Raw genomic sequence first — 22,664 nt, 5'->3', positions numbered from 1 at the left:
AATGTCGGAATCTGTTGAATATATAAAAAAGTTGTAAGCGTTTTCTTATTATGACGATGCGAGGTGCCGCTTAATGATGAATGTACAGTTAACCGTACCATCTATGATGGAAAGAGCTGAAAAGCTGTTTGGTAAAAAAGAAGTGGTTTCTAAATCTTCAAAAGGAATTCAGCGTTTAACTTATAATCAGTTAATAAAACGGACTCGGCAGCTCTCTAGTATGCTAGAACGAATTGGAGTGAAGCGAGGAGAAAGAGTCGGAACGTTTGCATGGAATCATCATAGACATCTAGAGGCTTATTTTGCTGTGCCGGGAATAGGCGCTGTTCTTCACACAATTAATATTCGGTTAGATTCTGAGCAAATTGTATACATCATTAACCATGCACGCGATAAAGTCATTTTACTTGATGAATGCTTTTTACCTTTATTTGAAAGCATTCATCAAAAGCTTCCACATGTTGAAGCCTATATCATTATGTCAGATGAAGGTGAGCTGCCAGAAACAGACTTGCCAGTTTATCATTACGAAAATTGGATTCAACAAGGGCATGCATCGCATTCCTTTGTTCAAGATTTAAGCGAAGAAGAACCAGCAGGCCTTTGTTATACCTCTGCTACTACAGGAGAGCCAAAGGGCGTTGTATATTCTCATCGCGCTATTTATTTGCACTGTATGGCGCTAGGGCTTGCTGATAGTGCTGGATTATCAGAAGCTGATACCGCTATGCCTATCGTTCCAATGTTTCACGTAAACGCATGGGGAATTCCTTTTGCTGCGGTCTGGTTTGGAACAAAGCTCGTGCTGCCGGGTGCTTTTTGTACTTCGGAGACGATTGCTTCTCTGATTGAACAAGAGAGAGTAACTCTTGCAGCAGCAGTACCTACCGTTTGGTTAAATTTTTTACAAGAGTTAGAAAAAAAACCTTACGCAGTTGATAGTTTGCGAGCTATTTTATGCGGCGGATCAGCGGCCCCCAAAAGCGTCATTCGAGAATTTCAGGAAAAATATAAAATTGAATTTATGCATGCATACGGAATGACGGAAACGAGCCCTGTGGTGACCGTCTCCCGCTTAAAAAGCTATCAGTACAGCGAAGACACTGAGTATCAGCTCAGCGTAAAAGCGAAGCAAGGTTTCTTAGTTCCTGGCGTAGAAATGAAAGTAATAGGTCAAAATGGAGAAGTTGCTTGGGATGGAGTGGAAATGGGTGAGCTATTACTAAAGGGGCCGTGGGTGGCTTCTGAATATTACAAGGATAAAAGAACAGAAGATACGTTTAAAGACGGCTGGCTGTATACGGGAGATATTGTGACGGTTGACGAAGAGGGAACGATCAAAATTGTAGACCGAACAAAAGATTTAATTAAAAGCGGAGGAGAATGGATTTCATCTGTTGATCTAGAAAACGCGCTTATTGCCCATGAAGCTGTTTTCGAAGCCTGTGTCATAGCAGTCCCTCATAAGGTGTGGCAAGAGCGTCCAGTTGCTTGTGTCGTGTTAAAAGATGCATATAAAGGTGTCGTTTCGTCAGAAGAGCTAATCAAATTTTTAGCGCCGCAGTTCGCAAAATGGTGGCTTCCAGATGAAATTTTATTTATGGATGAAATCCCGAAGACAACGGTAGGAAAGTTCTTAAAACGTACGCTTCGTGAACAAGTCGTCAATCATTATCAGAAAGGGTGAGTAAGATGACCGTCGAATTAAAAGTAGTAGAACTAGTTTTGCAAGAGCGCGTCGCCACAATTTCGTTTAACAGGCCGGATGCGTTAAACGCATTAAACGAGGAAGTGCTAGAGCAGTTTATACAATGTTTAAAAGTTGTCGAAGAAAGCGAAGCAGATTTTTTAATAGTAAAGGGAAACGGAAAGGTATTTTCAGCAGGCGGAGATATTAATATGATGATGTCACCTTCACAATCAAAACGTTTTGAGCAGGTAATGGATTTGATTAATGAAGCCGTGCTGACTTTATACAGCCTGCCTCAAATGACGATAAGTGTGCTGCACGGTGCGGCAGCAGGGCTAGGGCTCAGCATCGCGCTTGCTTCTGATTATATTATTGCAGAAAGACACACAAAAATTGCGATGAACTTTATCGGCATTGCTCTAATTCCAGATGGAGGCGGTCACTTTTTACTAGAAAAGCGCATCGGTTCTCATCGTGCGAAACAGCTGATTTGGGAAGGAAAGACATTAAAAGCAGAGGAAGCTCATCAATTTGGCCTAATTGATGAAATAAAAGAAGGAGATTTGGCGAAGCATGTAGAAGATTATCTCTCATATTGGCTAAAAAAACCTTCACGTGCTTTGAAGGAAACAAAGCGAATTTATGTGGAGACATCTATTTCACAATTAAAGCAAGTGCTTGCGCTTGAGAAAAGAAGTCAGTTTGCTATGAGCCAAAGTTTGGATCATAAGGAAGGTGTACGTGCGTTTCTGGAAAAGCGAGTGCCTGTTTTTAATCAAAGTGAAAAAGATATTTCCGAAAATTAAGTGAACTAGTTTAAAAGCCAGTATTTTTGTCTATCATATTGATAGAGCATGTTTAAAAGTTGCAAAACAGTGGTAACACAAGATAATGTAGAAACTAATGAGGTGATTGGAAATGAACAAAACAGATTTAGTAAACGCAGTGGCAACAAAATCAGAGTTAACAAAAGCAGATGCATCTAAAGCAGTTGACGCATTACTAGAAACAATTTCATCAACACTAGGTGAAGGTGAAAAAATTCAGTTAATCGGCTTCGGTACATTTGAAGTACGCGAGCGTGCTGCTCGTACAGGCCGTAACCCTCAAACGGGTGAAGAAATGCAAATTCCAGCATCAAAAGTACCGGCATTTAAAGCTGGTAAAGAACTAAAAGAAGCTGTAAAGTAATATAAAACGCCGGAAAGCTAAACCTTTCCGGCGTTTTGTATTAACGATGAAATAATACAAGTTTTCCGCTAGAGCTAACGCATCGATGTGTTTTTTCTAAATAGGCAAGATCTTCTAACTTTTTGGTGCCGATAGTCTTTGCTTCTGTTTCAGAAGCTGCTTCGAAACTTTCATCTATTAATTTTTCTCCAGTCTTTTCAAAAGCGGTTAATGTATAAGTACTCATAAAATCTACTCTCCTCTTATAGTATAATTGTAAGCGTATTCAAAATATTTCTCGTCTTATTCCTCTAAATCCTGCTAAGGTTTACAGATATCATTTTTTTCCATACAATAAACATAGGTTTATTTACAAAGGAGGAATTAAATGTCTCTTTCTATCCGTGAAGTTTCAAAAAGGTACGGTGAATTTACAGCTGTAAACGAACTATCTTTGCAAATTCCAAAAGGTGAAGTGTTTGGTTTTTTAGGTGCAAACGGTGCTGGCAAAACAACGACGTTTCGAATGATTTTAGGGCTCATTGAACCAACCTCAGGTCACATCCAGTGGAATGATAAATCTTTAACTTACAGTAGAAGTCATCTAGTTGGTTACCTTCCAGAAGAAAGGGGATTATATCCGAAATTAAAAGTCAAAGATCAGCTTGTTTACCTAGGACGGCTGCGCGGAATGAAAAAAGCGAACGTGCTGCAAGAAATGGAGCGCTGGTTAACTCGATTTAATATTCCTCAATATGCTTCAAAAAAAGTAGAAGAGCTATCCAAAGGAAATCAGCAAAAAATTCAATTTATCGCTTCCGTTATTCATCGTCCTGAGCTGCTTATTTTAGATGAACCTTTTAGCGGCTTGGACCCTGTAAACGTAGAGGTACTAAAAGAAGCGGTACTTGATTTGAAAAAGCGCGGAACGACGATTGTTTTTTCAAGTCATCGAATGGAACATGTGGAAGAACTTTGTGAATATTTATGTATTATGCATCATGGTACGCCTGTTGTATATGGAAGACTGCCGGAGATTAAGCGTTCATTTGGCAAGAAAAATGTCATTGTACACGGAAAAGGTCCGTTTGAGAGAATTACGGAGCTTGAAGGTGTTGTAAAAGTGAAAAAAACGGTTGAAGGCATAATTGTTCAAATTCAACATGAATCCGTATCGCAATTCATTTTTCAAGAACTTAAACACTTTTCATTTGTATCTAAATTTGCAGTGGAAGAGCCTTCATTAAATGATATTTTCATTGAAAAGGTAGGTGCTTCCTATGAATAAATTTTGGGTGATCGTTTTTCATACATATCTTAATAAATTAAAAACAAAATCTTTTATTATTACGACGATTATTACTGCTCTTATTCTAGTTGCTCTTACAAATATGGAGAAAATTATCGACGTTTTTAATTCAGACGATAATGGCACAAATGTGGGTGTTATCTATGAAGTGGAAAGCGTATATACGTTGTTCAAACAAAATGTAAATGCCATGGATAAAGACATTCATTTAAAAGAATTTACGTCTGAGTCTAAGGCAAAGCAAGCGGTAAAAAGCGGGCAGCTCGATAGCTATTTACTTTTATCTTTAAACGATAAGCAGCTGCCCCAAGCTATGTACAAAGCTAACTCTTTGGCCGAGTCAAATCTTTCGTCTACCTTAGAACAGGCGGTACAGCAAACAAAAGTGGCTATGGCTACAGTAAAAATCGGTTTAGAAGAAAAGCAAATTGATCAGCTTTACAGCCCTGTTTCATTTAAAAAAGAAGCGTTAGTTGAAAATGCCAAAACAGAACAAGAGCTAAATCAAGCAAGAGGTCTTGTGTATGTGCTGCTGTTTGTTATTTATTTTGCCGTTATCATGTATGGGAGCATGATTGCGATGGAAGTCGCTACTGAAAAATCATCCCGCGTTATGGAGATCCTTGTATCGAGCGTATCACCTATTACACAAATGTTTGCTAAAATCATTGGAATTGCACTGCTCAGCTTAACACAACTTGCAGTGATACTGAGCGTGGGCTACACATCATTAAAAGCCAGTGTGGAAACAAATCATAACGGCATCTTTTCGTATCTCGGATTTAATGATGTTCCGCTGACTACATTCGTGTATGCATTTGTCTTTTTCATATTAGGGTACTTTCTTTTTGCTACGCTCGCGGCTTTTTTAGGTTCTCTTGTGAGCCGTATTGAAGACGTACAGCAAATGATTACGCCCATGACCCTTGTAATTGTGGCTGCTTTTTTAATTGCTATGTTTGGACTTGGTGATCCTGAAACCACAATCATTACGGTCACATCTTTTATCCCGTTTTTTGCTCCGATGATTATGTTTTTGCGTGTAGGTATGTTAAATGTTCCAGTCTGGGAAGTGAGTGTATCGATAGGGATTTTAGTTGTAACGATTACTGCTTTAGCTATATTTGGTGCCCGTGTATATAAAGGAGGAGTCCTTATGTATGGTCAATCCACCTCTTTTAAAGATATTAAAAAGGCGCTGCAGTTAACGAAAAAAGAAACGTAAAGAAGTCAGAGGGTGAGACAAAAGTAGTTTAGCTGAAGGAAGATCCGGACGAACAACCTAGATTCTTGATGGAGAATCCAACTCGTTCGGATTTTTTATTGCTATGGTGACCATAGTTTTCATGCATGGAGTTGCTTCTAGCTGCGTATTGGAGAGCAAGACGAAGATTCCTGCGGGAAAAGCGGAATAGGTGAGACCTCGCAGGAGCGGAAGCGACGAGGAGGCTCAGCTGCCTCCCGCGGAAAGCGAAGTCTTGCACGGAAATCAACAGCGGTGTCTCAAGAAGTTCAGCTCCTTTATCCAATTTGTTCGTCTTTAGGCTGCATTGATTTTGTTATGCCGCAATCTCATCTTTTATGAAAAAGCGTCTACCCGTGCATTCGGTGCCAAGCGATGGTAAAATGAAATGTAAAGAGCTGTAAATAAGCGGACGAAGCGATAAGAGCTTTGCTATCAAATACATAGAATGAAGTGGTAAGGAGGAAAAGATCATGACAAAAGGAATTGCTCAATACGAAGTAGGAGAGCAAGTTGATCTTTATTTTTTAATTAAATCCTCAACGAGAGGAATTGCAAGCAATGGAAAGCCATTTTTAACGGTAATCCTACAGGATAAAACAGGTGATATTGAAGCCAAGCTGTGGGATGCATCCCCAGATGACGAGGAAAATTATGCTGCTCAAAAGATTGTGCGAGCTGCTGGAGAAGTAATGAATTACCGTGGGCGCAACCAGCTGAAAATACGCAACATTCGTCCTGCACAGCCCCAAGACGGAGTGCGCACATCTGACTTTTTAGAAGTGGCGCCTTTATCTCAAGAAGAAATGGTCGAACATATTACAAAGAGTATATTCGAAATGAAAAATTCGAATGTCCAGCGCATTACTCGCCATTTGTTTAAAAAATATCAAACGGAATTTCTAGAATATCCGGCAGCAACTAAAAATCACCATGAGTTTGTATCAGGACTTGCCTACCATGTGGTGTCTATGCTAAAGCTGGCTGAGTCATTTTCAACCCTTTACCCAAGCTTAAACCGCGACTTGCTGTACGCTGGAGTGATTCTTCATGACCTTGGTAAAGTATTTGAACTTTCAGGTCCTGTTTCGACGATATATACAGTCGAAGGGAACTTGCTTGGCCATATTTCGATTATGGTGAATGAAATTGGAAAAGCGGCAGAAGAATTAGCGATTGAAGGAGAAGAGGTTATGCTTCTTCAGCACCTTGTGTTATCGCATCATGGTAAGGAAGAGTGGGGAAGTCCGAAAAAGCCGTTAATTAAAGAAGCTGAGATGCTTCATTTGATTGACAATGTAGACGCTAAAATGAATATGCTAGACCGAGCATTAACAAAAGTAAAGCCTGGTGAATTTACAGAGCGTATTTTTGCACTTGATAATCGCTCATTTTATAAACCAACGATTGATTAAAAAGGTATAAGTCTTTCTTCCTTCGCATATAGTGGTTGTAAATAACTGTGATGGGGGATCAATATATGGTGACACTACCAATTTGGATTTATTTAGTTGTAGCAGGCATTTTCTTTAGTGGATTTATGGCAATTCGTGCTGCGCAACATGATAAGCAAGTGGATGATTCGTTTATTGAAAAAGAGGGACAAGTTTTCATCGAAAGAATGCAAGTGGAAAAAGAAAGACGCAACAGCGATTCCATCTGATTATATAAAAGAGCCTGTCACATGAGTGACAGGCTCTTAGCATTACTGCTGAGGAGTTTCTACGCCAGATTGACTATCTGTCGCACCTTCTTCGAAAATTGGTTTTACATTTTTATCTTTGACTTCCACTTTTGCTTTATCAAGTTCTTTTTGAATCTTCTTGTTCGCTTCTGCTTGATCTACTTTTGAACGTTTGATTTGCTGCTCAAGTTCGGGTTTCTTTTTCTCAAACGATTCTACTTTCTTTTTATCAACTAGTTTAATGATATGGTAGCCGTATTCTGTTTTGATTGGTTTACTTACTTCACCTTTTTTCAGCTTGTAAGCCGCTTCTTCAAACTCTTTAACCATTTGGCCTTCACCGAAGTAGCCTAAGTCGCCGCCGTTAGCTGCAGACTGCTGATCCGTTGAATATTCTTTTGCCAGACTAGCAAAGTCCTCGCCTTTTTTGACTTTCGCTTCCACTTCGTTTGCTGTTTTTTCGTCTTTTACTAAAATATGGCTTGCGCGAATTTGAGGTTTTTGAGCTTTATATTCATCATAAGCTTTTTTCAGTTCTTTGTCCGATACCTTAATACCTGCTGTAGCAGCTTTTTCACGGAGAATATCAACTTTTAGCATATCTTTGACTTCTTTTTCGCCTTTTTGCTTAATAACTGAATCAACCTGATCACCGTATTGTTCTCTTAGAATGTTCAACTGCTGATCAAGCTCTTTATCCGTTACTTTATATTTTTTACTCAATACTTTTTCTTCGGTAACGCTTCGTACGAGTGTATTAAATTGGTCTTGTCCGATTGTATCTTTCATTTGCTTATACAAATCACCTTGCGTGATATTGCCTGCTTTTGTTTCTACAATTACTTTTGAAGAATCGTTTGCATTTGAAGCATCACTTCCCCCACTGCATGCTGATAAAGCAACGAGACTGGCTGCCGTTGTTAGTGCAACTAAGCTTTTTTTCATACGTAAACACTCCTACTCATCATTTTTACTTATGTAGCTTGACTCAAGATTTACTATATCACATTTCCTGATGTTAGCAAATGAAGTTAAAACCACGTAAATTTACATTTATTTTCCACTAAGGATGGAGTGATTATACGCTTATGACGTCTTTTTTATAAAGCGTTTTCAAAATGGTGGACAAACTCGCAGAGTACTCTCTAAACGAGAAGCAAGAGAAATAAATTATGGAGTTTGGGCTAAAAGCCTAGACGTTTTTTGAGCTAATGCATAAGATGCAGTATTAGTAAACAAAGGGGGTGCTCAAATGAGCGGATGCGGATATGGAGGCGGTTTTGCACTATTAGTTGTACTGTTTATCTTATTAGTCATTGTTGGTTGTGCATGTTACCACTAGGAAACAGATGAATATAAAAGGAAAGGGGCGATAGATATGGGTTCTTACGGATGCGGATACGGCAGTGGATTTGCGCTATTAGTCGTATTATTCATCTTATTAGTTATCATCGGCGCTAGCTGTTTTTGCTAAGCCTATAAAAAAGCGGTGAGACATCTCACCGTTTTTTATGTAAATGATACTTCAATATAAGATGAAACTAATAAAATGGTAATTAATACATTAATCGTACGAAAAACTTTAGGCTGTTTTTCAGCTGGAATTTCTTTTTGAATACACAATGTATTTGTTAGTGCATTGATGTAGAATAAAATGAATAGTGCAAATACAATAAAGAATATGTACATAAAAATCCCCCTAACAAAATCAGTGTGACGAAGACAAAAAGTCTTATAGTCATTTATATAGTACAGCTTTGTATGAATTTACAAATATCTATATTAACATTACCAAAAAAGCGGTAAAATAGATAGTTATATATACAGTTGAGCAAAGAATTTCAAAAGGTATTTACACAGAAATGCGGTTTTTATTTTATAAAGGGTAGTTAAGAAGTTGAGAAATAGGTTTTAAACAAAATAGCAAAGTGAATGGATAAGAAAATGAGTAACAATGAGCCATTGTGCAAAAGGATTGTTAAAAAGGACAGAGGGATTTATATTAATATATGCAGTGAGTACATAATCAGTATATGAAAATCTTTATACGGTGCTACTCAAACAGGAAATGTGATTGACGAAGAAAGAATTATTTGGAAGAACATGAATGAATCATGTACAATATGGAGTAGAGGTATATGAACGTTGAAGGAGTAGGGGAAGCGGATGGAAACTTTAGAATCTCGAGTATCACGTTTAGAATATTACATAAAACTGTTATCTGGGACATCTGAACAAGAAGCTAAACCATTTATTGATTTAGTGGTAAGAAATCAGCTTACAAAGAAGGAAGTAGAGGAAATTTTAATTCTGTGTGAAGATACAAAAAACGAATATATTGAGCAAAAAGCGGAAGGTCTAACAGACTTTGTTCCGCTTCTTACACAATTTGTTGGCATGCTGAATTATAAGTTAAATCCTAGAGAGACGGTCGAATCGCTTCGTTATCAACCTTCTTATCAAGATGTGATGAATGAATTTTTTGAAATTATTCAATGGATAAGGGACTAACCATTAAGAGTTTGAAATAGTCTCCTGGTGGTTCTCTTTATCTTTCTTGACAAGCTTGCCATCTTCTTCAGTGAATTCCTCTTCGATATGATGGAAAGATCGCTCGAAGATATCCATAAAATCTTCACCGTAAATTTTGCGGATGACGGTCATTAGTTCCATAAACTCAGGGAATTTGCCGTACAAGTCGCGCAACGGAAGTGCGCCGCTGAATACTGAATTATTAGAAGGTTCGTAATGTTCCATTAAATCTAGTAAAATGGCCTCGCCTTTATCAGTCAGCTGAATGTACGTATTTCGCTTGTCGCTTTCTTTTTTAGAAAACTCAAGTAAACCTCGTTCTTCTAGTTTTTTGGAGAAATTAAATGCAGTAGAAACATGCATAACTCCAAACTTGGCAATTTCGGAAATGGAAGCCCCATTTAAATGATATGAAATCCACAAAATATGATGCTCGTTAATATTAAGGTCATAAGGCTTAATCCATTGCTGCCAATCCTTCTCTACGGTTTTCCAAAGGGCTTTACTTAATTGGGCAATGCGTTGGCTAAATAGAAGTGCTTCTTTCAAACTGTAATCTTGATCACTAGTCTTTTTCATCTTCTCCCACCTACTTAGTCTCTTTTTTTATTTATCTTCTATTATGCCAATAAAATAAAAAATTATAAAGATGTAAATTTACAAAATTTTAAAAAATTAAAAAAGAAGGCGCTTTAACCTTCTTTTTTGTCAATTTTTTCATTGGTATTTTTAGTTGTCTGTACATGTTCCTCTAGGTTTGACAAAGAATTTTGGATTTCTTTCAAATGATGCTGAATGGATTCCTTATGAGGGACAATTTCTTCTTTAAACTGACCAAGGGTAGTAGAAAGGTCATTTGCGATATTTTTCACTATAGTATTTCCTTCTCTGGCGGTCATTTGTACTTGTTGAGAAACAGCTTTTATTTTTGTTGAAAGCTCTTGTTGTGAAGCGTTAACTCGGTCTTTTCGAGAACTGACACGCTGTTTAAGTTCTCGTCCTGAATAGGGAGTAATTAGAAGCGTTGTAATAGCGGCTACGGTGCTTCCGATTGCTGCTCCAGCTGCTAGTTTTTTCATTCTACTCATTATTTATTTCCTCCTATGTAGTAAAGTAATTGCTAACACTTCCTTCTGACATAATCATAAAAAAATGCATAGATTTATACAAAAGAAGGAGGTTATCAACATGGGATAGCTTTATTCATTCTTTTGATGATTAGCCTGAGTTTTTTTCTGGCTGCCTTTAAATGGTTTAGCCTTACGACTAGAACGGCATCATATCCACCTAAACATGTGCTTAAACAGAAGTCTCTTACATGTGCGACAGTGGCTTTTGCGAGTTTTTTATTGGCGCTTATACTTTATTATGTAACCTAGGATGGGGAACTTAAACCTTTATTACATAGTAAGTCTTCATACCTATTGTATGAGCTGCAAATGAAATTTAAGTGAAAAGCATCCTGTACCATTTCTTTTTAAACAAAAAGTTAAGAGTCGAACTGTAGGCTGTCTTTAAAAGATCAGCAACATACTATAAATAAACCGTTTTATCTGAAGGTCCGCCACGTTTTGGCGGGCCTTAGCTTTTGGTGTAAAAAAAGAGCCTGATTCTTAATTAAATCAGGCTCTTGACGTTACGATAGTTTTGCTTTGATGCTTGTGCGTTTTAGAACGGATTGAACAATTGGATAAATAACGATCATAACGATTGTATTCACTACTGTCGCAGGTAATACAACTGCAGCAACAAGTGCCATGACGCTATTTCCGCCCGGTAAGCCGACGATTAGCGCGGCAGCTGACAAGAATACGGTTCCTGATACGAGTGTACCAACAGCTGTTAAAGCAGCGGCAACTGGTGTTTTAATGCCTGTTGCTTTTTTCACAAGCATAAACAATGCAAAGAAAACAAATGCTGTAATTGGTTTATCAATCAAGTTTGCAATTTGTCCGCCAGGAAAGCTTGTTGTTAAAGCGGAAATAACCGCTGTGGTTAAGCTAACCAATGCAACATTTTTTACGCTAGGAAACAACAGGATTGCTAAAAACATCATTGTTAACATCATATCTGGCTTCATTCCAAATAAAACAGGAGGTACCACCGTGTGGAGAACCGCTCCAATTCCGACTAATAACGCTAAAGAAACTAAAACTTTTGTATTCATTTCTCATCTCTCCTCTTCTAAGCTAAGCTCGAAATATACCAATAGTGCGTCTATGCCCATTGCATATATTTACGTACTGATTATAACATATTTATGTGAAAAAAGAATCAGTTAATTCTGCCAATTATTCGTTTGCCTGTGCAAATTCATCCATAAAGACGGCAAGAGCTTCACACGCTTCAAGCGGTACAGCATTGTAAATAGAAGCGCGGCATCCGCCGATTGAACGGTGTCCAGCTAATCCTACGAAGCCTTTTTCTTTTGCTTGCTGTAAAAACGCAGCGGTTAACTCATCGGTTGGTAAAGTAAACGTTACGTTCATAATTGATCGGCTTTCCTCTGTAGCGTGAGGGGTATAGAAACCATTTGAACGTTCCATGCTTGTGTAGAGTAACTTAGCTTTTTTATGATTTTGGGCTTCAATTGCTTTAACGCCGCCTTGTTCTTTAATCCAATCTAAAACAAGTGAAAGCATATAAATGCCAAACGTTGGAGGAGTGTTGTAAAGAGAGTTGCTCTTTACGTGTGTCTCATAATTCAGCATTGTTGGTAAACCTTCAGGAATACGTTCAAGTAATTCTTTCTTCAAAATGACAACCGTGACACCGGATGGTCCGAGGTTTTTCTGAGCACCAGCATAAATGAGTGAGAACTTAGATACATCAATTTGACGGCAAAGAATGTCGCTTGACATGTCGGCAATTAAGTCTACTCCTTCAATAGAAGGGTAGTCAGCCCATTGTGTACCAAAAATAGTATTGTTGGACGTGATATGCAAGTATCCAATCTCTTCTTTTGGAAGCTTTACATCATCTAAAGTTGGAATAGAGCGGTAGTTCTCTTCTTTAGTAGAAGCAACAACTGCTGTTTTTCCAAGTTTCTTTGCTTCTTTTAATGCTTTTTCCGACCATGATCCCGTTAGCACATATGCCCCGACTTGATCAGGAGCTAAAAAGTTCATTGGAATCATAGAGAATTGCAGGCTTGCTCCGCCCTGCAGGAATAAAATTTCATGTGTATCTGGAATATTAAGCAATTCCGTTAGTGTTTCTTTAGCATGTGTTAATACATCTTCAAACTCTTTGCTGCGATGTGATAATTCCATCACAGACATACCTGTATTTTTGAAATTAACTAGCTCCTCTTGAGCAAGTTGTAAGACAGGTAGGGGAAGCGCAGATGGACCTGCATTAAAATTATAAGCTCGGTTTAACGTAATCACATTAATTCCTCCTCAAATTAGTTCGAACACTCATCATACAAAATGGCTAATGACTGATGTCAGAAAGAATATCATTATACTATCATGAAAACCATGGATTGTGGAGGTAACTTTTCAAAAATTTTAATTAATCTGTAAAGAGGAAATAATAGAAAAAAGATAAATAAAAAGTATACGTAAACATGTTTTGGCAAACATGTAAATGAAATGTTTATATGCTATACTGATGGAAGAAATAATGTGGAGGAACAGAATGAGAGTATTAAAATATGCAATATTAGGGCTCTTAAATCAGGAGGAGCTCAGCGGGTATGACATTACCAGACTTTTTAAAGAAGAGGTTGGTAATTTTTGGAGCGCTAAACACAGCCAGATTTATCCCGAGCTAAAGCGATTAACAGAAGAAGGATTTATTCGCTATGAAACGGTGATTCAAGGCAAAAAATTAGAAAAAAAGATGTATTCGATAACGGAAGAAGGAAGAGTCGAGCTAAGCAAGTGGCTTACTACAATTGATCCTATTCCTGAAACAACTAAAGATGAATTTATGTTAAAAGCTTATTTTGCTTCATCCATGTCAATAGAAGAGTTAAAGCAACAAATAGATAATCAATTATCAAGCAGGAAAGTGAAGCTTACTTTCTTAAAGAAACGAATGGATGACCTTTTAGAAGAAGTTAATCACCACATTACCGTTTCTTCTCCTCAATTTGGTCATTACTTGGTGCTATCTCGCGCTCAAGACCGGGAGACAAGCTATATCAATTGGCTTGAACGTACGCTGAATTTAATTGAAAAAGAACAATAAGAAAAGGTGAGCAGATTATGAGTTGGTGCATAAAATCATTTCAAGAGCTGACAAACGATGAACTTTATGAAATTCTACAGCTTCGCACCTCTATTTTTGTTGTCGAACAGAAGTGTGCTTACTTAGAAGTAGATGGAAAAGACAAATTTGCTTATCACTTGTTCAAAAAAGAGAATAAGAAAATTATCGCATACCTTAGAGTTTTACCAAAAGGAATTAGCTATAAGGAAGCTTCTCTTGGGCGCATTATTGTAAAACAAGCACAGCGCGGTACAGGTCTCGGAAGAGAACTAGTAGCAAGAGGAATTGATTTTCTAGAGAATGAATTGCACGAGAAAACAATTAAAATTCAAGCACAAAGCAGACTTCAAAAATTTTATGAATCGTTTGGTTTTAAACCTATTTCCGATATTTATGCAGATGAAGGGCTCCCCCACGTAGATATGCTAAAGACACCTTAGAAACTTCACCAATTGTGTGAAGTTTTTCTATTTCTGAAACGGGTAAGGTGAAAGAAAGATGTTAGGCTTTAGTACTGCGCAGATAGAATCGATATGACTACTACTAAATTAGTAATTTATGAATAAGATAGATAATAAATTTGTTTCTTTTTACTTATTCTTTGATTTTAAGTAAGTGATATATTGAAGAAAGTAATAATATTGTATATAATGATTTTTGTAACAAAAATGTAACAATTACGTAATATTCTTAATATTTATTGAGAAAGAAATTTGTTGTACATATTGCTTGGAGGCATTTTTATGAGTGCAAAAGAAAAGAAAAATAGGTATATATATAGTTTGGATGGACTTCGAGCCTTCGCTGTTATGTCTGTCATTGCATATCACTTAGGATTTGGATGGGCATCTGGAGGATTTTTAGGAGTTGACGTTTTCTTTGTATTATCAGGGTATTTAATTACCTCAATTTTACTGGTGCAATCTTGGGAAAATCCTTTGAAAAATTTGAAGCATTTTTGGATCAGCCGAACGAGAAGACTTCTTCCAGCTGTGTACGTGATGGTAGTATTAACTGCAGCGTGGGTTATTTTATTTAACCGGCCATTGTTAACAACGCTACGAGGCGATGCATTATCGTCTATTTTTTATATGAGTAACTGGTGGTTTATTTTTCATAAAGTTTCATATTTTGATAGTTTTGGATCACCGTCACCATTAAAGAACTTATGGTCACTTGCTATTGAAGAACAGTTTTATATTGTGTGGCCACTTGTTTTATTGTTGGGTTTGAAATTTATTAAAAAGAGAGGAATTCTTTCTCTTTTCATTTTAGCTGGAGTAATGGCCTCAGCCATTCTAATGTCTTTTTTATACGAGCCAGGAGGGGATCCTAGCCGCATTTATTATGGAACCGATACTCGGCTGTTTGCCCTTTTAATCGGGTGTTTACTTGCATTTGTCTGGCCGATGTATCGTTTATCATCAAAAAACCTTCCACCCGTAGGCAAGCAAGTATTAAACGCGGTAAGTATGGTGAGTTTCTTTGTATTTATTCTCTGCGTATGGAGCGTTGATGAGTATACTCATGCATCTTTTCTTTATCAAGGTGGAATGCTGCTGATTTGTTTAAATGCTGCTGTACTGGTTGCAACGATTAGTCATCCTAGTAGTTTTTTAGGAAAAGCTCTGGCGTTTAAACCGCTTCGCTGGCTTGGTACTAGATCATACGGTATCTATTTGTGGCATTATCCGGTTATTGTTCTTACAACACCTGTAGCCGAGATTGGCCGCCCGGTCTATTGGCATGCGCTGTTACAAGTAGGACTTACATTTATCATTGCTGAACTTTCGTACCGTTACATCGAGGTGCCTATCCGCACACGCGGCTTTCGCTATTATTTCCGGCACTACCATCCGAGAGAGCTTTTTAAATGGCGTAATCTCTCTCGTTCGAGACAAGCGGTTTTGGGCAGTCTCATTTTCTTTTTGGCGTTGTTTACAGCGGACATGACAAGCTTTGCTATTAGTACGCAGCAAAAGGATGAAACGGCAGCCAAAGAGAAAGAGGTCAAAATTCAAACAAATCATAAAGAAAATGCTTCAACTTCTGTCAAAGACAAGATCAAAGCGGAGGATAAAAAAGCAGAGAACGCGAAAAAGAATTCCTCAGAAGAAAAATCTGATGCAAAAGAAGAACAGCAGCCGAATTCTTACAGAGATGTTCTTGCGATTGGAGATTCGGTCATGCTGGATATTGCTCCTAATCTTAAAGAGATGCCGCTTAGTATTACGATTGACGGAAAAGTAGGGAGGCAGCTCAATGAAGCACTGCAGCTAACTCCTAGTTATCAAGCATTTAATAATCCGAACAGCGCAGTGATTATTGAGTTAGGAACAAACGGCTATTTTACAAATGAAGAACTTGAACAACTGTTAAAAGCTTTTTCACAAGCGGACGTTTACTTAGTGAATACGCGCGTTCCTCGTTCCTGGGAAAGCACCGTGAACAAGAATTTGAAAGCTGCTTCTGAAAAGTTTGATCACGTCACGCTTGTAGATTGGTACTCTGAGGCTTCTAAGCATCCTGAATACTTTACATCAGATGGTGTCCACTTGGTACCTGAAGGATCAAGAGCATTAACAAAATTGATTGAAGAACGTATGAATTTAGAAGTTAAGACGGAAAGTCGTTCATAATAAGTGAAAAGCCGCACTATGTTTTATATCACACACTGATTAAACCTGTGTCAAATAAATAGAATAAAACAAAAAAGCTTACATGTGTAAGCTTTTTTTGTTTCAAGAAAGACGAGAAGAAATGTTGCCAGCGATTTCTTGAAGTTTTTCAGGCGTGTATTCGCTTGTATGCTCTTTCCATACAGCACCGAATCCATCGCCTTCCCCATAGCGAGGAATAATGTGCATATGATAATGAAACACGGATTGACCAGCTTTTTCACCATTATTATTTAAGATGTTTAAGCCGATTGGGCTGTAGGTTTCTTTAATTGCATTAGCGATTTGAGGAACCACTTCAAATAAATTGCGTGCAATTTCCGGCGTTAGTTCGTGAATGTCTTTTTTATGTACTTTTGGAATCACAAGCGTATGACCTTTTGTTACTTGGCTAATGTCTAAAAAAGCTAATACATGTTCATTTTCAAATACTTTTGCACCTGGAATTTCACCACGAATAATTTTGCAAAAAATACAGTTTTCATCATGTGTGCTCATTATGTTCACCTTCCGTTACCAATATAAATGTATGGGGATACATGTACGTTTATTTTACCACAAAGTAGAAATGCAATCAGCAGGCAAGAAATAGCCACTGGTATTTTATACACAAAAACGGGATGCAAACGATTATGCATCCCGTCATGTGAAGAAGGAAAAATCAGCTTTTAATGCAGCATATGATCTTTAAGGAACACCTCATTTACGTAATTCCATTGCCTAATGAAACAGTAACTTGAAAAAGTATATTCTCTTTAACAAACACCTCATTTAAGCATTGAGCTAAAAAAATATACAATGTGAACGAAATCGTTCTTGGTCTTTGACAAACACCTCATCTACACAGTAATAAATGAACATTATTGTCTACCCATTATATATATTCTTACTACGTTCATGACTACCATCCCCTTATGAATCAAACATACATCGATTTACAATAAGGTTTTCTGAAATATGCCTGCTGTAGACACCTCATCCCAAATGTAAGAAGCTTTGTAATGATTAGTTGTAATCAATAACTTGTTTTCCTTCTTCCCTATATAGAATGTCCCGATATTTCGTTTATATTCTGGAAAAATTAACCGAAAAGAATTGAAAACGATGTGAGGAAGAAAAAGATTTGGTACAATAGAGCAAATAGCGCTTGCGCTTGTAGACAAAAAAGAACAAATAAAAGGAGATCGTGATGGGTTCTTTATTGCAAATTAACAATATTACAGGGGGATATACAAAAACTCCCGTCTTAAAAGATGTATCGTTTGATGTAAATGCAGGTGAATTAGTTGGGTTAATCGGCTTAAACGGAGCCGGCAAAAGTACAACGATTAAACATATCATTGGATTAATGGAAGCAAAAAAAGGAAGTGTATCCATTAATAATAAAACCTTTCAACAAGACCCGACAGGCTATCGAAGTCAGTTTACGTTTATTCCAGAAACTCCTGTGCTATACGATGAATTAACATTGAAAGAACATTTGGATATGACAGCTATGGCTTATGGACTTGAGCCTCAAGCATATGAAGCCCGTCTGCAGCCGCTTTTAAAAGAATTTCGTTTAGACCGGAAGTTAAAATGGTTTCCCGCGCATTTTTCAAAGGGAATGAAGCAGAAGGTTATGATTATGTGCGCTTTTTTGGTTCAGCCGTCTCTTTATATTATTGATGAACCTTTTTTAGGTTTAGACCCGCTTGGTATTCAATCTTTACTTGATTTGATGACGGATATGAAAAAACAAGGTGCAGGCATTTTAATGTCCACACACATTTTGGCGACCGCGGAACGCTACTGTGATAAATTTGTTATTTTACATAACGGAGAAGTAAGAGCACAAGGCACGCTTAAAGATCTTCAAGAAGAATTTCAGATGCGCAATGCTACCCTTGATGAAATTTATATTGAATTAACAAAGGAAGAAGGCTATGAGTAAGATTGATGCATTATGGAAGCAACGATTTCAGCAGTATTTAGTGGATGTAAGAAGATATACAAAATATATCTTAAATGACCACATTAAATTAGTGTTAATTTTTGCGATTGGCGGTTTGGCCTACTATTATCAACAGTGGTTGAGTACACTAACACCCGCGTTTCCTTCGGCTGTAGTGATTGCGATCCTTATGGGATTAATTTTAACAATGGGCCAAATTCAAACGTTTTTAAAACGACCTGATTTAGTCTTTTTACTTCCTTTGGAGACGAAGCTGCAGCCTTATTTCAAAAAATCTTTTTGGTTTACCTTTACGATTCAGCTTTATATTTTATTATTTGCAACGGGTGCAGCAGCGCCTCTTCAGGTAAAAGTAATGCATGATTCGTACTCAAATATTTTTGTGTTTTTTCTGCTATTACTCATCTTGAAAGTTGTAAACTTAGGCATGTCTTGGTGGGCCGTATGGTTTGAAGAAAAGTGGGCGAAGTGGACAGATTATATCGTCAGGTTTTTCTTAAACGCGGTTTTTACTTATTTCTTATTTTCGCATGCATACGTATTTTTTACAGGAATTGTAGCGGTAATTATGATTGCGCTAGCCATTTATTATCGCTCTCTGACAAAAAGGAAGCCGATTAAATGGGAAAAGCTAATTGACTTAGAAGAAAAGCGTATGGGCTATTTTTATCGATTAGCTAATTTATTTACGGATGTTCCCCAAGTAAAAGAACGAATCAAACGCCGTAGGTATTTAGATTGGCTATTAACACGTATTCCATTTCGCCAAAGTGCCACTTACCATTACTTGTACACCAGAACATTTTTGCGATCAGGAGATTATTTAAGTTTGCTCGTTCGTTTAACTGTCATTGGCGGATTTTTAATTGTAGCTGCGCCGTTTCAATACGGCAATATAGTGGTTGTTTTATTTGTTGTATACATGACGGGTTTTCAATTACTCCCGCTTTGGAAGCAGCACAAGCAGATTTTATGGCTTTCTCTTTATCCCGTCGAAGCTAAAGAACGAAAAAGGGCATTTTTGGACGTATGGAAAAAAGCGCTGTATGTACAAATTCTTGTGCTCGCCATAGCGGTGGCTTTTTCTAATATAGTTGCTGCACTGCTGTCCGTGGCAGCAGGTGCTATATTTATTCACTTATTTGTAAATGCATATGTAAAATAAAAAATTAACGTAAAAAAAGCTCCGAATGGAGCTTTTTTTACGTTTTTTAGGCTACTTTTGAGACGAAGATAATATCCGAAAGCGATAGACGTTCATCGCTACTTTTGTGAGATGATCAAGAAGCTGATAATTAGCATACGCACCTACAACAGCTCCAATCCCCGGCATCAGCTGAAACATTTTCACAACATCAATGTAATCGCGATATTCTTGTTGAAAAGCTTTCCAATCAAGCTCAAGAAGTTCCTCTTTCTTTTCCTCCCAGCTTTCTACTACTTCGAGCAGCTTAGTTCTATGATCGTCGCTGCAAAAGGCAAGATGAAAAATATACAGCATATAAATGCGTTCTTCTTTTTCTTTTACATCAAAACCATACGTAGCGGCAATGTCAAATAAGCACTTCATTTTTATGGAAAGAAGAAGTGGGAAATCTGCTGCACCTAAAAGGAGACCGCCTGCACCAGTACCAGCTCCTTCTACAGCAGCAGTTTTTTTGTACTTAGGTATGAGCTCTAAAATTCTTTTCTCTTTTTCTTCAAACGAAAGACTGCTGACATCTCTTTTTTTAGTCGTGAAATCGGACCCAACAAGCGTGGTTTCAACCATTTTTTTTATACTTTCAGTTATAATTCTATGGACTTTAGCAGGGATTTTTTCGTTTATTTTAAGCTGTAAAGATTTTGCGGTACGCTGAAATTTAGAAGGTCGTTTCAACATGCTAAATTTCCAATGTTCAGCTTCTCGTAATACTTTTTCTTCATACGTATTCAAAAAAGTCACCTCTTTTCAGTCGATATAAATACTACGTTTTAAGTGAGAAAAAGTTTCCTAAAATATAAAACAGCAAGCACTCGTCTATTTATCTGTACGAATGCTTGCTGAATGGTCAATTAGCTTTTATTGCGTTTTTAGAAGGAGCTTGTTCTTTTAAATACTCAACAGCAGCCGTACCAAGCGTTTTAGCTGCGATAAGCATTGCTTTTTCGTTAAAATCAAATTTAGGATGATGATGAGGATAAGGAGCATCTACACCTTCTGGCTGAGCTCCCGTAAAAAAGAACGTTCCTTTAATATGCTGCAAATAATAAGAGAAATCTTCTCCAGTCATGTGAGGCTCCGTTTCTTCGACTGTATGAACTTCATCGATTTGAGAGGCAGCAGAAGCAAGAAAAGCCGTTTCTTCAGGGTGGTTTACGACGGAAGGATAGCCGCGCGTATAACTCAGCTCATAAGAAGCATCAGCTGTTAAGCATGTACCTTGGACAATTCGTTCGATTTCTTTTTCGACATCATTTCTCACATCTTCGTTAAAAGTTCTTACCGTTCCAATTAGCCGAGCAGAATCAGCAATAATATTAAATGCATTTTCCGCTACAAAAGAACCTATGCTCACGACCGCTGAATCAATTGGGTTTACACGTCTGCTTACAATTTGCTGTAAATTAACAACAAGCTGAGAGGCGATGACGATTGAATCTTTTGTTTTATGGGGCTGTGCACCGTGTCCGCCTGCTCCTTTGATCGTAATCTCAAAGCGATCAGCAGCAGCCATAATAGGGCCCGTTCGATATTGAATCACACCAGTCGGAGTTAATGACCATAAATGCGTTCCGAATATCGCGTCTACACCGTCTAAGCATCCGTCTTCAATCATGGACTTGGCGCCTCCTGGAGCGTACTCTTCGGCGTGCTGATGAATGAAGACGATTTTACCAGGCAGAGAATCTCTTATTTCAAAAAGCGCTTTAGCAAGGACTAAAAGAGTAGCCGTATGACCATCGTGGCCACATGCATGCATCACGCCCGGAACAGTTGATTGATAGGGTACGTCTTTTTCATCTTGAATAGGAAGGGCATCAAAGTCGGCTCTCAAAGCTACAGTAGGACCAGGTTTTCCTCCTTGAATACTTGCTACAATGCCGTTTCCTCCTACATTTGCTCGGTAAGAAATACCGATTTTGTCATAAAAAGACCGGATGTAGGCAGCAGTTTGAAATTCTTTAAAAGACGGTTCTGGATACTGATGCAGATAGCGGCGAATTTGAACCATTTCATCAAATTTTTCTTCAAGTAAAGTATGTAGCTTGGAGTTCACATAACCATATCCTTTCTGTGTAAGTTGAATAAAGTTTTGAATTTTTTGACATTTTAATCATTATATCATTATCTATAAAAAAGAAAAGAATGTAAGCGTTGTTATTAAAAAAAGTAATTGAATCATGAAATATTTTATATACATAATAGATACATAAGATGAGAAATAGGGATAAAGAATGAGTTTTTTACCAATTTTCTCGTGAGATAATAGGAGGTAACGATATGGTAGATTCACAAACTGTATCTCTGTACAAAAAATTGATGTGGGCATTTGGGATTGCGGGTCTCGTTTTTTTAGGAGTGTTGTTTGCTGTGTCGACAGATTCTTTTCAAGGAGACCGCTGGCTTGTTTCAGCTATAGATGACAGCACTATTCTTCAGTCAGCGTCATCTGTTTTTCACGGCCTGTCTTTTTTAGCTTCAAAAATGATGATTATGGTTCTTTTAGCTGTACTTATTGTTTTTTTATTTTTTAAAAAAGATTATATTGGCATGATATCCTCATTTTTACTTATTTTAAGCGGCGATATTATTAACAAAGCAGTTAAAGATGCGGTAGAACGAAGCCGTCCTCTTGAAGGCATCGAAGGCTACAGCTTTCCAAGCGGCCATGCGATGATGGGAATTCTTATCTACGGTCTGATTATCTTTTTTCTAACAAAACATATGAATAATCAAAAGGTAGCAAAGCGGTACCAGCGTACAATTAGTTTACTAATTTTATTAATCGGTGTAAGCCGTATTTTATTAAGAGAACACTTTTTAACAGATGTCTTAGCTGGCTACAGCTTAGGGCTCATGTGGCTTATTGTAGGAATCTTCTTTTATACGCTTGTTTATGCATATGTAAAGCCGTCAGCAGAAAAAGAGTTTCCAAAAGGCATGTAAAAAATATATACTTAGGGCCCCCTTCGTAGAAAGAAG

At 37.6% G+C, this 22,664-nt stretch carries 27 protein-coding genes; 17 read left to right on the top strand and 10 right to left on the bottom strand.

The features are described 5' to 3' along the window. Positions 1-73 precede the first annotated feature (73 nt). The 3 genes from N178_RS11950 (at position 74) to N178_RS11940 (ending at position 2,881) form a co-directional block, all read left to right on the top strand. On the top strand, positions 74-1,687 hold the full coding sequence (locus N178_RS11950) for a long-chain fatty acid--CoA ligase (RefSeq protein ID WP_045292409.1): 1,614 nt from the start codon (positions 74-76) through the stop codon (positions 1,685-1,687). A 5-nt stretch (positions 1,688-1,692) separates the two neighbouring features. After that, complete coding sequence (locus N178_RS11945; RefSeq protein WP_045292407.1) at positions 1,693-2,496, top strand: enoyl-CoA hydratase; 804 nt, start codon at positions 1,693-1,695, stop codon at positions 2,494-2,496. A 112-nt stretch (positions 2,497-2,608) separates the two neighbouring features. Continuing rightward, a complete protein-coding gene (locus N178_RS11940) occupies positions 2,609-2,881 on the top strand; it encodes an HU family DNA-binding protein (RefSeq protein ID WP_013055305.1) in 273 nt (90 codons plus the stop codon). 40 nt (positions 2,882-2,921) lie between these two features. Here the strand turns inward: N178_RS11940 and N178_RS11935 are convergent, their stop codons facing one another. Continuing rightward, entirely contained in the window at positions 2,922-3,107 is a 186-nt protein-coding gene (locus tag N178_RS11935; protein ID WP_045292406.1) for a YhzD family protein, read from the bottom strand. A 141-nt stretch (positions 3,108-3,248) separates the two neighbouring features. On the opposite strand from N178_RS11935, the gene N178_RS11930 reads away from it, so the two are divergent. The 4 genes from N178_RS11930 to N178_RS11915 all read left to right on the top strand — a co-directional run bounded on the left by N178_RS11930 (position 3,249) and on the right by N178_RS11915 (position 7,075). Further along, the gene (locus N178_RS11930; RefSeq protein WP_045292404.1) at positions 3,249-4,148 is read left to right on the top strand and encodes an ABC transporter ATP-binding protein; all 900 of its coding nucleotides are present in this window, start codon (positions 3,249-3,251) and stop codon (positions 4,146-4,148) included. Continuing rightward, a complete protein-coding gene (locus N178_RS11925; protein ID WP_045292403.1) occupies positions 4,141-5,394 on the top strand; it encodes an ABC transporter permease in 1,254 nt (417 codons plus the stop codon). Before N178_RS11930 ends, N178_RS11925 begins: the two co-directional genes overlap by 8 nt. 491 nt (positions 5,395-5,885) lie before the next feature. Further along, positions 5,886-6,827: a 3'-5' exoribonuclease YhaM gene (gene yhaM / locus N178_RS11920; RefSeq protein ID WP_013055309.1), complete on the top strand. Its 942-nt coding sequence runs from the start codon at positions 5,886-5,888 to the stop codon at positions 6,825-6,827. A 65-nt stretch (positions 6,828-6,892) separates the two neighbouring features. Further along, the gene (locus N178_RS11915; protein WP_013055310.1) at positions 6,893-7,075 is read left to right on the top strand and encodes a sporulation YhaL family protein; all 183 of its coding nucleotides are present in this window, start codon (positions 6,893-6,895) and stop codon (positions 7,073-7,075) included. A gap of 42 nt (positions 7,076-7,117) precedes the next feature. Here N178_RS11915 and N178_RS11910 read toward each other — a convergent pair whose 3' ends face one another. Further along, a complete protein-coding gene (locus tag N178_RS11910) occupies positions 7,118-8,041 on the bottom strand; it encodes a peptidylprolyl isomerase (RefSeq protein WP_045292402.1) in 924 nt (307 codons plus the stop codon). A gap of 307 nt (positions 8,042-8,348) precedes the next feature. Between N178_RS11910 and N178_RS25950 the strand changes: the two genes are divergently transcribed. Both N178_RS25950 and N178_RS25945 read left to right on the top strand, forming a co-directional pair. Then, complete coding sequence (locus N178_RS25950; protein WP_074682953.1) at positions 8,349-8,438, top strand: YjcZ family sporulation protein; 90 nt, start codon at positions 8,349-8,351, stop codon at positions 8,436-8,438. Between the two features lie 36 nt (positions 8,439-8,474). After that, positions 8,475-8,570, top strand: a complete 96-nt coding sequence (locus N178_RS25945; RefSeq protein WP_016762974.1) for a YjcZ family sporulation protein — start codon at positions 8,475-8,477, stop codon at positions 8,568-8,570. Between the two features lie 35 nt (positions 8,571-8,605). Here the strand turns inward: N178_RS25945 and N178_RS11905 are convergent, their stop codons facing one another. Then, on the bottom strand, positions 8,606-8,785 hold the full coding sequence (locus tag N178_RS11905) for a hypothetical protein (protein WP_013055312.1): 180 nt from the start codon (positions 8,783-8,785) through the stop codon (positions 8,606-8,608). Positions 8,786-9,262: 477 nt separating this feature from the next. Here N178_RS11905 and N178_RS11900 point away from each other — a divergent pair, with 477 nt between their 5' ends. Next, positions 9,263-9,607, top strand: coding sequence for a DUF1878 family protein (locus tag N178_RS11900; RefSeq protein ID WP_013055313.1), 345 nt, complete (start codon positions 9,263-9,265; stop codon positions 9,605-9,607). Positions 9,608-9,610: 3 nt separating this feature from the next. Here the strand turns inward: N178_RS11900 and N178_RS11895 are convergent, their stop codons facing one another. Together N178_RS11895 and N178_RS11890 are read right to left on the bottom strand one after the other, a co-directional pair. Next, positions 9,611-10,207, bottom strand: coding sequence for an HTH-type transcriptional regulator Hpr (locus N178_RS11895; RefSeq protein WP_014461677.1), 597 nt, complete (start codon positions 10,205-10,207; stop codon positions 9,611-9,613). Positions 10,208-10,320: 113 nt separating this feature from the next. Next, positions 10,321-10,716, bottom strand: a complete 396-nt coding sequence (locus N178_RS11890; RefSeq protein WP_045292400.1) for a YtxH domain-containing protein — start codon at positions 10,714-10,716, stop codon at positions 10,321-10,323. A gap of 72 nt (positions 10,717-10,788) precedes the next feature. On the opposite strand from N178_RS11890, the gene yhzF reads away from it, so the two are divergent. After that, the gene (yhzF, locus tag N178_RS28090; protein WP_465245805.1) at positions 10,789-11,007 is read left to right on the top strand and encodes a membrane protein YhzF; all 219 of its coding nucleotides are present in this window, start codon (positions 10,789-10,791) and stop codon (positions 11,005-11,007) included. A gap of 257 nt (positions 11,008-11,264) precedes the next feature. Here the strand turns inward: yhzF and N178_RS11885 are convergent, their stop codons facing one another. Beyond that, positions 11,265-11,795 carry a tryptophan transporter gene (locus tag N178_RS11885; RefSeq protein WP_045292399.1) on the bottom strand — a complete coding sequence of 177 codons (531 nt, stop codon included), beginning with the start codon at positions 11,793-11,795 and terminating at the stop codon, positions 11,265-11,267. A gap of 124 nt (positions 11,796-11,919) precedes the next feature. Next, on the bottom strand, positions 11,920-13,017 hold the full coding sequence (serC, locus tag N178_RS11880; protein WP_045292398.1) for a 3-phosphoserine/phosphohydroxythreonine transaminase: 1,098 nt from the start codon (positions 13,015-13,017) through the stop codon (positions 11,920-11,922). Positions 13,018-13,270: 253 nt separating this feature from the next. Here serC and N178_RS11875 point away from each other — a divergent pair, with 253 nt between their 5' ends. The 3 genes from N178_RS11875 to N178_RS11865 all read left to right on the top strand — a co-directional run bounded on the left by N178_RS11875 (position 13,271) and on the right by N178_RS11865 (position 16,485). Then, positions 13,271-13,825, top strand: coding sequence for a PadR family transcriptional regulator (locus tag N178_RS11875; RefSeq protein ID WP_045292396.1), 555 nt, complete (start codon positions 13,271-13,273; stop codon positions 13,823-13,825). Positions 13,826-13,842: 17 nt separating this feature from the next. After that, positions 13,843-14,286, top strand: a complete 444-nt coding sequence (locus tag N178_RS11870; RefSeq protein ID WP_045292394.1) for a GNAT family N-acetyltransferase — start codon at positions 13,843-13,845, stop codon at positions 14,284-14,286. Between the two features lie 303 nt (positions 14,287-14,589). Continuing rightward, the gene (locus N178_RS11865) at positions 14,590-16,485 is read left to right on the top strand and encodes an acyltransferase family protein (protein ID WP_045292392.1); all 1,896 of its coding nucleotides are present in this window, start codon (positions 14,590-14,592) and stop codon (positions 16,483-16,485) included. Positions 16,486-16,587: 102 nt separating this feature from the next. On the opposite strand, the gene N178_RS11860 is transcribed toward N178_RS11865, so the two are convergent. Next, entirely contained in the window at positions 16,588-17,022 is a 435-nt protein-coding gene (locus N178_RS11860; RefSeq protein WP_014461670.1) for an HIT family protein, read from the bottom strand. A 691-nt stretch (positions 17,023-17,713) separates the two neighbouring features. Here N178_RS11860 and N178_RS11855 point away from each other — a divergent pair. Then, positions 17,714-18,457, top strand: coding sequence for an ABC transporter ATP-binding protein (locus N178_RS11855; RefSeq protein ID WP_034267986.1), 744 nt, complete (start codon positions 17,714-17,716; stop codon positions 18,455-18,457). Beyond that, positions 18,450-19,643 carry an ABC transporter permease gene (locus tag N178_RS11850; RefSeq protein ID WP_045292390.1) on the top strand — a complete coding sequence of 398 codons (1,194 nt, stop codon included), beginning with the start codon at positions 18,450-18,452 and terminating at the stop codon, positions 19,641-19,643. The genes N178_RS11855 and N178_RS11850 overlap by 8 nt, the downstream gene beginning before the upstream one ends. A 51-nt stretch (positions 19,644-19,694) precedes the next feature. Here N178_RS11850 and N178_RS11845 read toward each other — a convergent pair whose 3' ends face one another. Together N178_RS11845 and N178_RS11840 are read right to left on the bottom strand one after the other, a co-directional pair. Then, on the bottom strand, positions 19,695-20,414 hold the full coding sequence (locus N178_RS11845) for an EcsC family protein (RefSeq protein ID WP_045292389.1): 720 nt from the start codon (positions 20,412-20,414) through the stop codon (positions 19,695-19,697). 115 nt (positions 20,415-20,529) lie between these two features. Further along, complete coding sequence (locus tag N178_RS11840) at positions 20,530-21,738, bottom strand: M20 family metallopeptidase (protein WP_045292386.1); 1,209 nt, start codon at positions 21,736-21,738, stop codon at positions 20,530-20,532. A 224-nt stretch (positions 21,739-21,962) separates the two neighbouring features. Here N178_RS11840 and N178_RS11835 point away from each other — a divergent pair, with 224 nt between their 5' ends. Then, on the top strand, positions 21,963-22,628 hold the full coding sequence (locus N178_RS11835) for a phosphatase PAP2 family protein (RefSeq protein ID WP_045292385.1): 666 nt from the start codon (positions 21,963-21,965) through the stop codon (positions 22,626-22,628). Positions 22,629-22,664 lie beyond the last annotated feature (36 nt).

Source organism: Priestia aryabhattai B8W22, from assembly GCF_000956595.1.
Lineage (GTDB): Bacteria > Bacillota > Bacilli > Bacillales > Bacillaceae_H > Priestia > Priestia aryabhattai.
Note: the sequence above shows the minus strand (reverse complement) of the source record. Positions and strands in the feature narration are given on the sequence as shown.